General features: G+C 57.6%; 13 protein-coding genes. 8 read left to right on the top strand and 5 right to left on the bottom strand.

Annotated elements, in window-relative coordinates:
* Positions 1-76 precede the first annotated feature (76 nt).
* From N2245_RS04470 to N2245_RS04460, 3 genes are all read right to left on the bottom strand, one after another.
* The gene (locus N2245_RS04470) at positions 77-442 is read right to left on the bottom strand and encodes a cyclophilin-like fold protein (RefSeq protein ID WP_494535531.1); all 366 of its coding nucleotides are present in this window, start codon (positions 440-442) and stop codon (positions 77-79) included.
* Positions 439-1,833: an MFS transporter gene (locus N2245_RS04465; RefSeq protein WP_494535530.1), complete on the bottom strand. Its 1,395-nt coding sequence runs from the start codon at positions 1,831-1,833 to the stop codon at positions 439-441. Before N2245_RS04465 ends, N2245_RS04470 begins: the two co-directional genes overlap by 4 nt.
* An 87-nt stretch (positions 1,834-1,920) precedes the next feature.
* Positions 1,921-2,892, bottom strand: a complete 972-nt coding sequence (locus tag N2245_RS04460; RefSeq protein ID WP_494535529.1) for an aldo/keto reductase — start codon at positions 2,890-2,892, stop codon at positions 1,921-1,923.
* Between the two features lie 147 nt (positions 2,893-3,039).
* On the opposite strand from N2245_RS04460, the gene N2245_RS04455 reads away from it, so the two are divergent.
* Positions 3,040-4,002: an AraC family transcriptional regulator gene (locus tag N2245_RS04455; RefSeq protein WP_494535528.1), complete on the top strand. Its 963-nt coding sequence runs from the start codon at positions 3,040-3,042 to the stop codon at positions 4,000-4,002.
* Positions 4,003-4,033: 31 nt separating this feature from the next.
* On the opposite strand, the gene N2245_RS04450 is transcribed toward N2245_RS04455, so the two are convergent.
* The gene (locus N2245_RS04450; RefSeq protein ID WP_494535527.1) at positions 4,034-4,444 is read right to left on the bottom strand and encodes a hypothetical protein; all 411 of its coding nucleotides are present in this window, start codon (positions 4,442-4,444) and stop codon (positions 4,034-4,036) included.
* Between the two features lie 194 nt (positions 4,445-4,638).
* A complete protein-coding gene (locus N2245_RS04445; RefSeq protein ID WP_494535526.1) occupies positions 4,639-5,079 on the bottom strand; it encodes a VOC family protein in 441 nt (146 codons plus the stop codon).
* Between the two features lie 171 nt (positions 5,080-5,250).
* Here N2245_RS04445 and N2245_RS04440 point away from each other — a divergent pair, with 171 nt between their 5' ends.
* The 7 genes from N2245_RS04440 to cmr3 all read left to right on the top strand — a co-directional run bounded on the left by N2245_RS04440 (position 5,251) and on the right by cmr3 (position 14,635).
* On the top strand, positions 5,251-6,858 hold the full coding sequence (locus N2245_RS04440; RefSeq protein ID WP_494535525.1) for a glycoside hydrolase family 10-like protein: 1,608 nt from the start codon (positions 5,251-5,253) through the stop codon (positions 6,856-6,858).
* Between the two features lie 124 nt (positions 6,859-6,982).
* Positions 6,983-7,780 carry a glycerophosphodiester phosphodiesterase gene (locus N2245_RS04435; protein ID WP_494535524.1) on the top strand — a complete coding sequence of 266 codons (798 nt, stop codon included), beginning with the start codon at positions 6,983-6,985 and terminating at the stop codon, positions 7,778-7,780.
* 120 nt (positions 7,781-7,900) lie between these two features.
* Positions 7,901-9,208 carry a TM1812 family CRISPR-associated protein gene (locus tag N2245_RS04430; RefSeq protein ID WP_494535523.1) on the top strand — a complete coding sequence of 436 codons (1,308 nt, stop codon included), beginning with the start codon at positions 7,901-7,903 and terminating at the stop codon, positions 9,206-9,208.
* 41 nt (positions 9,209-9,249) lie between these two features.
* On the top strand, positions 9,250-10,500 hold the full coding sequence (csx2, locus tag N2245_RS04425) for a TIGR02221 family CRISPR-associated protein (RefSeq protein ID WP_494535578.1): 1,251 nt from the start codon (positions 9,250-9,252) through the stop codon (positions 10,498-10,500).
* Complete coding sequence (cmr1, locus tag N2245_RS04420) at positions 10,481-11,581, top strand: type III-B CRISPR module RAMP protein Cmr1 (RefSeq protein ID WP_494535522.1); 1,101 nt, start codon at positions 10,481-10,483, stop codon at positions 11,579-11,581. The genes csx2 and cmr1 overlap by 20 nt, the downstream gene beginning before the upstream one ends.
* Positions 11,578-13,395, top strand: coding sequence for a type III-B CRISPR-associated protein Cas10/Cmr2 (gene cas10 / locus N2245_RS04415; protein WP_494535521.1), 1,818 nt, complete (start codon positions 11,578-11,580; stop codon positions 13,393-13,395). The genes cmr1 and cas10 overlap by 4 nt, the downstream gene beginning before the upstream one ends.
* Entirely contained in the window at positions 13,388-14,635 is a 1,248-nt protein-coding gene (cmr3, locus tag N2245_RS04410) for a type III-B CRISPR module-associated protein Cmr3 (RefSeq protein WP_494535520.1), read from the top strand. Before cas10 ends, cmr3 begins: the two co-directional genes overlap by 8 nt.
* The last annotated feature ends 3 nt before the right edge of the window (positions 14,636-14,638 follow it).

The raw sequence follows: 14,638 nt of genomic DNA, 5'->3' as shown, positions 1-14,638 counted from the left end.
GTTTGATTACAGGATCCATAAACTCAATCAGCTCGACCCACCAAATTCATCTTTGACCATAGGCTTAGTGCCTATATCACTCCGAAGGTTCATCAACCAACTCGATCCTCGCTGTGAAGTTACCTTTCTGACTTCTGATAGCCTCCATGTCTCCATCGAAACGCCCTAGCCTGACTGTACCGGTGAAGTACCCAACATCGTCGTAGTAGAAGACCAGAACGCCAGATGGCTCGTAGTATCCTATATCTCCAGGAACGGGATCATCACCCGGAGGCACTAGCTTCCTTGGAAGACTAGCTATCTTTTCCACCCCGTTGAAGTCGCGAAAGGTTAGCGTCAACGGCAGCTGCGCGATCAGATCCCGGGAGGTGGGATTGTCCCACAAACGCCCAGTCAGGACTGTGTCTCCTATGGTCACCATTATTGATATCTCGTTAGTCATAGGCTCTTGCTTAGGCACAACCGTTTCCCTTTAGCCGCGCTACGTCTCTGGGAGAAGGCCACGCCCAGAGCTCCCAGCACCATGAACGCAACAGTCACCAGCACTGCGTTGTTCCAACCTGCGATCACGCCAGCTGCGCCCAGCACTCCCCCGCGGTTGATGAGCATGACGACTATGGTTATGCCCACTGCGGATCCCAGGTAGCGAGCCGCGTTGTTGGCTCCGCTGCCCATAGCCGTACGGCTTGGCGGCACGCTGGCCACAGCTTGACCCCCCAGGGCTGAGTTGAGCAGCCCGTTGGCCAAGCCCACGAACACCAGCCCAGGCAACAAGCGCATGGTAGACACCTCTGAGGATGGTAACAACAGGGTTAGCTCTCCGACCGCACAGCCCAACAGACCAACAACCAGCAGCGCCCGCGAAGAGATCCAGCCTGGTAGCCATCTAGCGGCAAACCCAGCTACCGAGCTAGCACCAGACCAGGCAAACAGGACCAGGGTAGCAGCTAGGGTGCCATGGCCTAGGCCTCGCTCCACCACTACGGGTATCACCGTAGAGAGCGAGAGTATGCCCATCCCAGCTGCGAACGCTGCCAGCGTTGCGCCCACGAAGTCGGCTCGCCTCAACAGCGAGAGATCGAACATCGGATGCTCGATCCGGCTCTCTACCCATACGAATCCAGCAAGCAGCAGCACGCCTAGCGCCAGCAGGGCCAACACCGAGAGCGACAACCCAGCGCGTCCAGCCACCAGCCCTATCATCAACAACGACACTCCCAGGCCCAGCAACACCGCCCCGGCCAGGTCCACAGGGCGCGGCTGCGCAGATCTTGACTCGGGTAGGACGGCAATGCCAGCGGCTGCCAATCCGAGCCCTGCCAGTCCCGTAGCCATGTACGGCAGCCTCCAGCCGCCAACCGCCAAGAGCCCCGTAGCCACGAACGGGCCGATGGATACCCCAGCACCCAGTGCACCGGCCCATACACTTGTAGCCCTAGCCCGTGCTGGCCCCTCTGGGAAGAAGTGCCCGATGATGCCGAGGCCACAAGCCACTATCGCGGCCGCACCCACTCCCTGTATGCCCCGAGCTAGGATCAAGAGCACAGGGTTCGGCGCAAGCGCGCCGAGGAAAGAGAAGACGGCCAAGAGCATGGCACCCGCTATAAATATCCGGCGGCGTCCGTAATCATCGCCCACCGCTCCGCTGACCAGCAGCGCAGTGGCCATTCCCAGGGGCATGGCGCTAAGTATCCACGCCTGCGCACCCACTCCTGCCCGCAGGTCGGCAGCTGTGCTGGTAAGCGTCGTCAGCGGGATGGTGGACACGAGCAGCACGAGCAAAGTGCCCGCTGAGGTCACGGCGAGGATGCTCCCGCGCCGAGGTTGACTCACCGCGACACCCCTAACATATCGAGATCTCTCTTCGAGACTTGCCCGCTCCTGTAGCATAGGTCGCACATCCTATTTCCCTAATGCAGGCTACCAAGCGTAGGCCATTGGCGCCTCGCCACCGGGACCTGGCCAGATCTCGTCCAGCCGCTGCAGCACCTCATCCGAGAGCGAGACGTCCAGAGCGCGCAGGGTGCCATCGAGCTGTTCGACCGTGCGTGGACCTATGATGGGAGCAGTAACTGCTGGGTTGTGGAGCAGCCAGGCCAAAGCAACGTTGGCGGGCTCCTCTCCGATCTCTCGGCACAGCGCCTCGTAGGCTTCAAGCTGCGACCTGTGGCGCTCTATCTGCTGCTGCAGCCGCTCGCTGGCGCGCCGCCCCTCTGTGACCTGCTGGAGAGCCCCTCCTAGCAGGCCACCGCCCAGGGGGCTGTAGGGAATCAACCCCAAACCGTAGTGGCGGCAGGCGGGGATGACCTCGAGCTCGATCATGCGGTTGCTGAGATTGTAGACGCTCTGCTCCGACACCAACCCCATGAAATGGCGCTCCTTGGCGGCGGCTTGGGCGGTAGCTATGTCCCAGCCGGCGAAGTTGCTGCTGCCGACGTAGATCACCTTCCCCTGCTGCACCAGGGTCTCCATCGCCTGCCAGATCTCCTCCCAGGGCGTGCTGCGCTCTATGTGGTGCATCTGGTACAGATCGATGCGATCGGTCTGCAGCCGACGCAGGCTATCCTCGCAGGCGCGTATTATATGGTAGGCCGATAGGCCCCTTTGGTTGGGCCACTCACCCATGGTCGCGTACACCTTGGTGGCGAGCACCACCTTATCTCTGCGGCCCCCACCCTGGGCGAACCAGCGTCCGATGATCTCCTCCGTGACGCCAGCCCCGAGATGGAAACCGTAGACGTTGGCGGTGTCGAAGAAGTTGATCCCGTGCTCCAGAGCCCGGTCCATGATCACAAAGCTATCCGCCTCGCTGGTCTGCGGCCCGAAGTTCATGGTACCCAAGCACAGGCGACTAACCTGCAAACCGGTGCGCCCCAAGTGTGTGTACTGCATATCTCTCCTCCAGCTATTGGTCTCATACAGAGTCAGCTACGTATATGGCTGCTTTGTACCCTGCATCGATTATGCGCCAGGCAGCACACAGAGTGTTATAATGATCCTCGACGATTCTTGTACGATCCTGCAGAGACAGAGCAAGATATGACAACCTACGCCGATACAGCTACCGAGATCAGACCATACAGCCTGGGGAAAGACAGGCTGAGATCGCTGAGGGAGGAGCTGGCAGCAAGGATAGCCAGCGCCCTGCCTCACGACGGTGGGATAGAGCCGTTGGACGGCGTGGTCCTGCGGCGCGAGTCCGCCCCCACTCCCCCCAGCTACGGGACTTCGCACGCTTCCGTGTGCATCGTTGCCCAGGGCAGCAAGGAGCTAATACTTGGCAAACAGGCTTTCCACTACGATCCCGCCCACTACCTAATAACTACGGCCTCCCTGCCCATCATCAGCAGGGTCGTGGAGGCTTCCCCCGAGATCCCCTACCTAGCCATAGTCCTCAGATTGGACCCCGTCATGGTGGGTTCGGTGCTGATGGATGCTGGCTACCTGCCGACCAGGAAGAGCAAGAGCGTGAGGGCCGTCAACGTGAGCAAGCTAGACGAGAATCTACTGGACGCAGCGGTCAGGATGATCAGGCTGCTGGATCGTCCCGAGGACGTCGATTTCCTCCTGCCGCTGATCAAGCGCGAGATCATCTACAGGCTGCTGCAGGGGGAACAAGGCGATCGCCTTCTACAGATATCGGTCATGCGCGGCCACACCCACGAGATCTCCAGAGCCATCGACAAGATCCGCAGCAACTTCCATCGCCCCCTCAAGATAGAGGAGCTGGCGAGGGAGCTGGGGATGAGCGTCTCCGGCTTCCACCACCAGTTCAAAGCCGTCACCGGCATGAGCCCCCTGCAGTTCCAAAAGCAGCTCAGGCTACAGGAGGCAAGACGCCTCATGCTCGTCGAGGGGCTGGACGCCGCGAGCGCAGGCTACAGGGTAGGCTACAATGACCCCTCACACTTCAACCGCGACTATCGGAAGCTCTTCGGCGCTCCACCCATGCGCGACATAGAGCGCTTCCGGGAGGTCAGCACCTACGCCTCAGCCGTCTAGCGCACTTCCCATCACGACATAGAAGCCGGGATTACCTGTGCAGCAGGACGTGCAGCGCCGCTCTGTACCAGGCAAGGCCCGACTCCTCCCCAGCCTGCGCCCTATCCGCATCCTCCACTCCCATACCAAGGACGTAGTGCGGGAAGTCCCAGTCGTACACGGGCACGCCGTCGGGATTCATAGGCATGTACTCCCTGGGCTCAATGCGCGGTCCAGAGGGCACCGAGGGACTGCTCGGTTCCACCCGTCTGGAAACCGATCTACGCCTCCTACTACCCGCCGCACGCGACAGCTGCGTGGTGAGCCTAGCATCCTTCCAAAACTGTTTGAGAAGGGTCAGGGGCGGGGGTTCGGCCGCACCCAGCCGATAGCGGGCATAGATGAGCCAGAGCAGAACAGGGCGCCTAAGAATCACCCCCATAGGGCGTTGTCTGGTTGGCATAGCAGACCTCCTCGCTCGACGGCCCTCAACAAAGGCTAGTGTATATTAACGACCTTTTAGAGATTTATGTCAATCGTTCGAAGGGCGAACGGAGAGATAGGCCGCCGTTCTGCCGGCCGTGCAAGTCGTTGCACAGCTGCAGAGGAGTTAGAGGGAACAGGCAGAAGCATCAGTAAACTGAGCCCCGTCGAGGCTCAGAAGAGCTCCTCGGCCAGCGCCACTATGATGCCCCCGGGACCTCGCACGTAGCAGAGCCGGTACATATCTTCATACTGAGCGACCTCACCTATGAGCTCACCACCGACCTCCCCTAAGCGAGCGATGGCTGCACGGAGATCATCGACCGTGAACATTATGCTCCGAAGCCCCAGGGCGTTCGGTGGAGCAGGTGTTGGGCTGACATCCACCAGCTCTGGGCTACGAAACCGGGTCAGCTCAAGCCTGCCATGACCATCTGGGGTCCGCATCATCACTATGTCCACCTGGACGCCCTCAAGCCCGTTGACGCGGTCCACCCACTCGCCTTGCACGTACGCCTGGCCCTCCAACGTCATCCCCAGAGCTGTGAAAAAAGATATCGCCGCCGCAAGATCGTCAACCACTACACTAACGTGATCCAGCCTCTTGATCGTCATGGACTTAGTATAACAGGTACTGCAGAGCGACAAGCCATAACTTGGGCAGACGGAGCGGGGAGCAAGCCCCGGGTAGCTCAAGCTACCAGCACTTGACAGCCCCTCTGGTTTCTGCAAGAATGCGACCTGTCGTCAACATATATAACATCTAATATACACGAGGGGATGAAGATGGGTGCCCAAGTCAGCAGAAGGGATTTTCTAAGGCTTATGAGTTGGGGGGCTGGGCTCGCCCTGCTCGCGACCACTAGTAAAGCTAGCGCATCCGGCGGCAAAGGCCCAAGAGGTAACGCTTGCCCCGACCCAGCAGGCGTCATGCCCAAGCGGCAGTTCCGAGGCGTGTGGATCGCCACCGTGAACAACCTGGATTGGCCCTCGCGCCCAGGCCTCCCCATAGAGGCACAGGTAGCGGAGCTGCGGGCCTTGCTGGATGCAGCCAAAGATATGGGAATGAACGCCGTCGTGTTCCAGGTCAGGCCAGCAACAGATGCCCTCTACCCATCCAGGTACGCGCCATGGTCACAGTACCTCACCGGTGTACAGGGGCAGGATCCTGGATACGACCCGTTAGCGCTCGCGATCGAGGAGGCCCACGGCCGTAACCTCGAGCTCCACGCATGGTTCAACCCCTACAGGGTGAGCACGCAGAGCGATATCACCAAGCTAGCCCCCAACAACCCAGCCCGCCAGCACCCCGAATGGGTGCGCACCTACGGTGGACAGCTTTGGTTTGACCCAGGGCTACCGCAGGTGCGACAGCTGATCGAGGCATCTATCCTCGAGGTCGTCGAGCAATACGACATCGACGCCGTGCACTTCGACGACTACTTCTATCCCTATCCTTCCGGCAACGAAGAGTTTCCCGACGAAGCCACCTACCAGCAGTACGGTCAAGGCTTCACCACCAAGGCCGACTGGCGCAGGCATAACGTGAACCTGCTGGTGCAGGAGCTACATGGGCTGATAAAGCGGACGAAGCCCTGGGTGAAGTTCGGCATCAGCCCCTTCGGCATATGGCGCAACAGGTCAACCGATCCCTTGGGCTCGAACACCTCCGGCTTCCAGAGCTACGACGGCACCTACGCCGACACCCGGCTGTGGGTCAAGAGCAACTGGCTGGACTACATCGCCCCCCAGATCTACTGGAGCTTCCACTTCGCGCCAGCAGCATACGAGGCGCTTGTGCCCTGGTGGGCCCAGGTAGTGGAAGGGACGAACGTCCACCTGTACATAGGACAGGCAGCTTACAAGATAGGCACCAGCACGCAATCCCCAGAGTGGAGTGATCCCAACGAGATGCCCAATCACCTGTGGTTCAACCTGCAATACCCACAGGTCAAGGGCGACATATACTTCAGGATCTCCAGCCTGCTGGCCAACCCCCTGGGGTTCAGAGATCGCCTGGAGCAGGAGCTGTACCTTCACTCCGCGCTCGTGCCGATCATGCCTTGGCTGGGAGGAAGCGCTCCTCATCCCGTAGCACTCACGCATGCACGACGCTATCCACAAGGGGTCGAGCTGGAATGGCAAGCGATCCCGCACGACAACAACGCCGCCTACTACGCGATCTATCGATTTGATAGCAAGGTGCACTCCCACGACGCCTGCGCCTTCAATGACCCCAGGCAACTCATCGCTACCGTGCGCCGTGTCTTGGGATCAAAATCACAGACCTACCTAGACGCCTCCGCCGATCAAGGGCAGGATTACGCCTACTACGTGACCGCATTGGACCGCCTGCACCACGAGAGCCCGCCGAGCAATCGACGCTCTCCCTGAATCTCAATAAGAGCATTAAGAGGATAGCGAGGACCATCACGCAAAGTTTATCTTCTTTTAAGTCGAGCTTAACCTCTCCGCGCTACAATGTTATTGGAGAAAAGCGACGGAGAGTGTCAAACGAATGTCATGTCAGACCCAGGGCCGCACGGTAGCCATCGCCCACAGGGGAGCACACAATGCCTGGATCCCCGAGAACTCCCTGCGAGCCGTGCAAGAGGCCCTGGCCCTCGGAGCCGACTGGGTGGAGTTCGACGTCTGGAACGACGCCCAGGGCAAGCTGGTGGTGACGCACGATCTCTATCCCAACGGCAAGGAACCACCCAGACCCTACCCACCGGTTGAGCCCTTCCTCGAGCTAGTAGCATCTTCGGACATGGGGCTGAACTTCGACTGGAAGGGCTTTGGAGCCGAAAGGCACGTCGCAAGGCTGCTCCGGAGCTTCGATCTAACCCAACGCACAGTCGTCAGTTCCGGCTCGCCGGAGGTGCTGCTGAGACTCAAGCACCATGACCCCGAGATCATCACAGGGTTATCCATCGCGGCCTTGCCCTCGAGGCTCCGAAGGCTGCTCTCGGAGGCTCGAGGGCTGCGGCGGGTGCCCCTATGGTACCTGTTGGCGGGCACCTCTCCGTTGAGGTCCTGGCTTGTGGACCAGCTGGACCTGCTGCTTGATGTCTCGCAGGCGGATGCCATCATGCTCCACTACCCGCTCGCCTCCGCTACCGTGATGCAGGCCATCCGCGACAGGAGCAAGAGGGTGTACCTATGGACCGCCCGCGACGTGGAGACCTTCCACAGCCTGCTGTCCCTAGAGCCCGACGGCATAGCCATGGACGACATGTGGTCGCTACTAGGCGCTCAGCCAGCACAGGAGATATCTTCCAACCCGCTGGGCCTGGCTATAGAGCCTCACCCCTGATCTCAACTAGCAAGCAAAATCGTATATCTTTTCGCCCAATATTACCTTTTGGCTATTGAATGATGCAGTCTACAGTGCAATAATGTACGCAAACTCACCTGTACAGAAAGGAACCCTTGTATGCAGGCAGATGTTCTCTCCGACTCACGCTACGTGCTAGTAACCGCCATGGGCACCGGCAAATACAGCGAAGTCAGGTACGAGCTAGGCGACAAGGTATCCAGCCCCAATAAGTTCTCGTCGATCGCCCTGGGAGAGATCCTTAGCCCAAATGGGGAACCCCTGCATGTGATAACGCTGTGGACCCCGGGCGCGCGCCACAATTCCCAAAACACGTACTACGCCGACTACGCACACGAGGTGCAGGCACACGGCTGGACCTACGAACCCGTCGATATACCCGAAGGTATGAAAGAGGCCGAGCTGTGGGAGATATTCGAGAAGATAGGACAGGTCCTGCAAGCAAACGATAGTGTGATAGCGGACATCACTCACGGCTTCAGGTCCATTCCGGTGGTAATGGTCACCGCCCTGCAGTACTACAGGCTCAACAAGCCGCTGTCATCTTTAAATGTGTATTACTCTGCCTTTCTGCCTAGCAGGCCTCCTGAGGAGACCACACCCATCATATCGCTCGACATGATCCTGGCGTTGGCCGACTGGACCTACGGCGCCAAGCTGTTCGAGGAGCGCTTGGTAGCTGCCCCCCTCGCAGAGCAGATAGAGCAGACCCAGAAGCGGTCGCACGTCGACCCACAATGGCCGAGGCAGCGGCTCACGCGCATAAAAAAAGTCTCCACGGCCCTCAAGGAGCTGGACAAACTCCTACACAACAACCTCCCCATAGAGGCGGGGATAAAGGCCAGCGAGCTGCTCCAGAGGGCTGAGGAGGCCCGCGGAGAGTTCCCCAGCTTCCCACCTATTCAAGATTTCTGGGAGAAGATCGAGAGGCAAGCCAGGAAAATATACGTGGACATGGATCCCAAGGAGAAGCCCAATTACCCCCTCACTCCCGGGGAGCTAGAGCGCCAGCGCAAGCTCATAGAGAGCTACAAGCACATGGGCAACATCCTGAGCGGTGTCACCCTGATGAGGGAATGGATAGTGTCGGCTTACCTGTACGCCCTGGGGAGGCGAGACTCCTGGCTGGACTACGACAGGACGCGTCGGGACGCCGAAGCCGACCTGAACACCTTCTCCCGCTGTCGCAGGAACCACGTGCCGCTGTACTTTAGAGAGCATCAAGAGCTGATGAACGAGATCATCAGTGCCTGGGATGCCACGGTGAAGATACGTAACGAGCTAGCACATTGTGGCATGAAGCCCGAGGCCGTATCCAGCCCCGACCTCGACACGAGTCGGCTTGATGAGATCTTAGCACTCCTCAGGCAAGTAGACGCAGCGCGGCCGGAGGATGAGGGGAGGTAGGCCGATGAAGGCCGCCACGGAAGTCAAGACCAAGCTAATAACTGGGTTGGGGACAAAAAAAGTACGATCCTTGTAGTTATTATATCGAGGGGTGTCGCGAGCGGAAGTCCAGCGTAACTAGGTTTGCTGCTATAGGGTTAGCCGAGCTGGTAGACCATGAGCAGCCAATGGAAATAGTAGTCCTGGTGACTCAAGCAGTTAAGCAGTCGGGTAACGATAAGCTCTTACAGGATGAAATCAATAGGAGGCTGGAAGGCAACCACTGTAAGCGGTGGCAGCTTCGCTCGCAGGAGATTCCGGAAGGCAAGCACGAGGAGGAGATGTGGCAGATCTTCGAGGTAATCGGCCAGCATATCGAGCAGGGAGACCAAGTAATCATAGATATCACCAACGGCTACAGGTCCCTGCCGATCATCATGATCTCCGCCGCACAGTACTATCTGCACCTGAAGAAGGCAGCTGGTCTGAAGGTATACTACGGAGCATTCGATGCTGGAACACTGGTCAAGGACGAGCAGGGTCGAGAGTTAAATATGGCCCCGATAATCGATATCACACTCATCACATCCATCTCCGACTGGACCTACGGCCTGAGGCTCTTCGACGAGCACCTGATCGCCTCCCCGCTGGCCGAGCAGCTGGAGAGACTAGATAAAAGCAAAGGCTCGCAGCAGATCGTAAAAAACCTGAAGAGTCTGGACTTCTATCTACGACAAGCACTACCCCTAGAGATAGGAATCACCGCGCGACAACTACGATCCAGTATCAATAGGTTCAAAGAACAACAGATACAACCTAAGAGAAGGGCAGTTGAAGAGCAATTCTTCACAAGCCTGCAAGCGCTCCTAGAGGAGATAGATGTTGATTGCTCTAAGAAGGAGGAGGCCACACTCGACCTCAAAGAGCTCCTAAGGCAGGCCAATATCATAGAGAGATATCTCAATAAGAACATATTCGGCAACGGTGTGGTCCTCATGCGTGAGTGGCTTGTGTCCACCTATATCTGGTATTCCCAGGAGGATGTTTCCAAATGGCTAGATAACAGTACACGCAAAAAATATGAGGAGGATCTCAGCAAGATATCCAAAGCAGGTCCCAATCGCACCAACGACAAGTTGCTTAGCAAGCTACGTGAATCGTGGAAGGTAGTAAGAGATAATCGAAATACATTTGCACACGCGGGCATGAACCCCAAGCCGTACCCACCGGATGATATAACTAATATCAAGACGAAACTGAGGGAACTATATTGTCTACTCAGGGAGAAGACTCATGAAAGAGCTAGAGCTTAGAATGATGGTCGTGACCCCCTTGTTCATGGGCGGAGCCGATAACAAGAAGGCCGAGCTGCGCCCCTCATCCATCAAGGGGCTGCTGCGCTTCTGGTGGAGGGCCCTGCATCCTTATACAGACCCCAAGAAGCTGCTCGAAGAGGAGAACAAGATATTCGGAGGCGCTGGCTCTGGGCAAGGCCGATCTAAAGTAATAATAAAAATCACCCCAAGTCCTAACCCCAAAACTGAAGATATTAAATCATACAAAAACAATCCAGGAATCAACTACCTAGGGTACGGTGTCGTGGGCTCAGGACGCAAAGCCATCCCTCCTGGATATGAGTTCGAGCTACAGATCAAGATTGATGGCCTTAGCCCAGAAGAGGAGCAAAAGATAGAAGACGCCCTGTGGTGCATGTTGCATCTCGGAGGGTTGGGCTCCAGATCGCGCCGTGGTTTCGGATCGGTAGTCGATACTAGATACATTTACAGGTCAAAGGATGAGCTGGTGCGGGCCATAAGAAGCAAGCTGGAAAAGATCCAACAAAGTTCCCCGAATCAAGGTGAGCCACCAGACCACACGGCCATAACCAAGCACACAAAGGTATATATACTCCCGCCTGAAAACAGCTGGGAAAAGGCGCTCAACAAGGTGGGCACTCTCCTGTCTCAATACAGGCTAGGGACACGCGATAAACCTGCACAGATACAGAGACCAGAATCCTTCGTTACGGAGACGCAAGAGGTAAAGGCTTTTGCCGGTAGCGGCAAGTGTCCGCAGAACTCGCCGCCGAGAGTGCTGTTCGGTCTGCCGCACAACTACTTTTTCAAAGACACAGGGCAAAAAGTATCAACTGAGGCCAAGCTACACGGCACGGCGATAACCCGCAGGGCAAGCCCTCTGTTTATCCACATCCATCAGCTAGAAAACAACCGGTATGTACCCGTTATTTCTTTTATACCCGCGAAATTCCTCCCCGAGGGAAGTCAACTGGTTCTAAAGGCTGATAGCCGGGAGTGCAAGGTGTCACTACCCCCAAGATATAGTCCAGTATTGGACTTCTTGAGGAACATACCCAACTCCGAGGTGGTGCCATGACCTACACACTGCAGTTCTCTTTCTCGCCCGTGCAGGAGTTCGTGGCGGAGGCTCGCAAGACGGTCGACCTGCGCACAGGCTCCTTCCTGATAAGCTACCTCTCCGTCTGCGCTGCCCGCGCGGTGATCGAGCAGGCCCGTGAAGACGGAGACACCGACGCAGCAATTCGCCTGTTCCCGGATATAACCCAAGACCCCATATATCTTCGGCTAACCGGCCAAAGCCAGGCCAACCCAGATACAGGTTCCTTCCCCAACCAGTTCTCGCTGAGCGTACCCAATGAGCAGACAGGCCAAAAATGGGCAAAAGCTGCCCAAGATGAGCTTCAAGAAGCATGGGAGAAGATAGCATCTCGTGCCTGGCAGCAGCTCGAGAGCTGGTATCACCGGCAGATGGACAACGAGGTGAAGAAGCTCTGGGATCAGCAGATAAAGAGCACCTGGAGCATCTTTTGGGTGGTATCCGAGGGGGGCATATCCGGCCAGATGAACAGCCGCAAACACTTACGTGCCTTCATGGGCACACAAGACAGCGGCGACAACTGCACTGTCTGCGGCCACAGGGGCGAGATAAGCGGCAATCAGAATAGGAAAGCTCGTAACCAATTCTGGCAAACACTGAGAAATGGGCCTCTAGGTAACAGGGGCTTCCTCGATGAGAAAGAGCGATTGTGCGCGGTCTGCATGACAAAGCGCCTGCTTGCCGATAGAACTATATCCAAAGATGCTATTGGTTGGCCTCTCGAGAGGGAGTTCCCATCGACTCCCAGGGTAGCTGCCGAACCTTGGCGACAGCGCGTGCTAGCCGACCAAGGCACAAGGGAAAAGGTTGATGATTACAGCTGTGAGGTGATCGGCAAGAACTTCGACAAGCTCGGCCCCGGCAGCGACTTCGACTACTTCTACGAGAGCTATCTGGAAGAGCTCCCGCGCACCGCCAAGGATCCGGAGAGTGCTCGTCAGAAGCTCCGTAGCCTATACGAGGCTGTGGGCATGCCCGGTAACACCGTGGCGGTGCTCGCGATGGACGGCGATCGCCTTGGAGAGAGGCTGAGCAAGATCGGAGACAACAAAGCACTCCTCGATCAACTCTCAAGAGCTATCCTTGAATTCAGTCAAGAAGTGCGTAATATAATCAACGGCGTGGAGGGTGCCGCCCTGGTGTACGCCGGTGGCGAGGATGTGCTTGTCCTGCTGCCCATCAACAAGGCGCTGGAGACCGTGCAGGAGATACGCAAAGCCTACAAAGACAAGACCAAGGAGATCTCAGAGCTCACCAATTCAGAATTCACCATCTCCGGTGGCCTGCTGTTCGCTCCCATGAACCTCCCACTGCGCACGATGATCCGCACGGCCCACATGCTGGAGGACGTGGCCAAGGATGAGGCCGGCAGGAACGCCCTGGCCATCAGCGTCTGGCGCGGAGGCGGTGAGATCCTAAGGCTGGCGCGCAAGTGGTCGGATGACAAAGGCTCCGCCACAATGGACAAGCTCCTTGGGTTGATGGATATGATCGACGACTACCCCAGCAGGTTCCTCTATCAGGCCTTTGAACTGCTCAACACGATGCAATCCGAGAACTCGTCGCCGGATCGGAAGGTGATCAGGAAGCTGCTGGCCGTAGAGCTGTGGGGCAGCAGGGAGAAGCGATTCAAGATCGACAGCGTGCAGGATGCCGAAAATAAGCTTGCCCCTCTCCTGGAGGCAGCAGTACATAACGGTAAGCTGGATCCCAACGTATTTCGCCTGCTGCGCTTCTTCCAAGAAGAGCTCATAGGGAGTCCTGTACGCGAGGGGGTAAATGTAAATGGCTGATACCTGGCTCAAGCTAACACCCAATGACATATTGTTCTTCAGGGGCACAGAACCCTTCAACGCCGGCGAGACCGGCTACATACGCAGCCAGTTCCCCCCATCACCTAGCGTGATCCAGGGGGCTGTGCGCACAGGTCTGCTCGAGGCCAACGGCGTGGACCTAAGGGATTACACTAGTAACTACTCGGGCATACTGTCCTCCAAGTCGGCGCTCATGGAGCTGGTGGGGCCACCGAAACATGGCTTCGAAGTCGCAGGCGCAATGCAGCTGGACCTCTTGGGCCCGTTCGTCGTGGTTGACCGAGAGGTGTTGCTGCCGGTACCCTTCGACCTGGTCAAGAGGAAGGTACAAGACGGGGATAACTTGCTGTACCTCTCCCCGATGGACAATCCGCTGAAGTGCGACCTCGGGAATCTGAGGACACCCTCCGCCAAGGAGGCCACCGCGGTCGAGACATTAAAAGGCTCTTGGCTGCGGACAAAAGATGACATACTAAGAAGCTACCTCACGGGCAAGCCTCTGAGCATCTCCGAAGCCACAGTCAAGCTCCTGGAGAGCGAGATCGCCGAGCAACACAGCAACGGCTTCTCGAGCACCATTAACAGCAGGGTGCACAGCGAGCACAAGGTGGGCCTGGCCCTACAGGAGAGGACCAAGACCGCCCAAGAGGGCATGCTCTACTACATCAGCCCCCTACGCTTCGGTGAGGATGTTCACCTAGTTGTGGGTCTCCGCAACGACCTACAGAACCTGCGGCTGCCGGACATCCTGCACCTAGGCGGCGAGGGCAGGTTTGTGGTGGTAGAAAAGACCTCACCCATCAACCTTCCCTTCCCTAACGAGGTAGTGGATAAGATCAACAGCAGCACTCCCCATAGGTTCAAGCTCGTGCTGCTGCAGCCCACTATATTCCTCCAGGACGACTCAGAAAAGGAGAGCTCTTGGCTACCAAACGGGTTCTCCAAGAGCACCCACGATGGCTACGACTGCTGGGAGGGCGAGCTAGGAGGCTTAAGATGCAGGCTCATCAGCGCCTGTGTGCCTGGATATCACAAGATAGGTGGCTGGGATATAGCCCGCAATGCGCCGTCGGGTACCTACCGGGCCGTGCCCGCGGGCAGCGTCTACTTCTTCGAGACTGAGGCCAGCGGGGAGGACGTTGTGCGGGCACTACACGACCAGAAGATAGGCAGCTTCTCAAAACTAGGATTCGGACACTGCATCATAGGAGGGTGGTAACAG

This window comes from Thermobaculum sp. T2p, from assembly GCF_059335935.1.
The sequence above is the reverse complement of the archived record's forward strand: the minus strand, read 5'-3'. Positions and strand labels throughout refer to the sequence as shown.

Excerpts from the sequence above, each read along its gene's own strand:
- N2245_RS04470 (WP_494535531.1), bottom strand. The coding sequence starts at position 442 with ATGACTAACGAGATATCAATAATGGTGACCATAGGAGACACAGTCCTG.
- N2245_RS04460 (WP_494535529.1), bottom strand. The coding sequence starts at position 2,892 with ATGCAGTACACACACTTGGGGCGCACCGGTTTGCAGGTTAGTCGCCTG.
- N2245_RS04455 (WP_494535528.1), top strand. The coding sequence starts at position 3,040 with ATGACAACCTACGCCGATACAGCTACCGAGATCAGACCATACAGCCTG.
- N2245_RS04450 (WP_494535527.1), bottom strand. The coding sequence starts at position 4,444 with ATGCCAACCAGACAACGCCCTATGGGGGTGATTCTTAGGCGCCCTGTT.
- N2245_RS04445 (WP_494535526.1), bottom strand. The coding sequence starts at position 5,079 with ATGACGATCAAGAGGCTGGATCACGTTAGTGTAGTGGTTGACGATCTT.
- N2245_RS04440 (WP_494535525.1), top strand. The coding sequence starts at position 5,251 with ATGGGTGCCCAAGTCAGCAGAAGGGATTTTCTAAGGCTTATGAGTTGG.
- N2245_RS04435 (WP_494535524.1), top strand. The coding sequence starts at position 6,983 with ATGTCATGTCAGACCCAGGGCCGCACGGTAGCCATCGCCCACAGGGGA.
- N2245_RS04430 (WP_494535523.1), top strand. The coding sequence starts at position 7,901 with ATGCAGGCAGATGTTCTCTCCGACTCACGCTACGTGCTAGTAACCGCC.
- cmr1 (WP_494535522.1), top strand. The coding sequence starts at position 10,481 with ATGAAAGAGCTAGAGCTTAGAATGATGGTCGTGACCCCCTTGTTCATG.
- cas10 (WP_494535521.1), top strand. The coding sequence starts at position 11,578 with ATGACCTACACACTGCAGTTCTCTTTCTCGCCCGTGCAGGAGTTCGTG.
- cmr3 (WP_494535520.1), top strand. The coding sequence starts at position 13,388 with ATGGCTGATACCTGGCTCAAGCTAACACCCAATGACATATTGTTCTTC.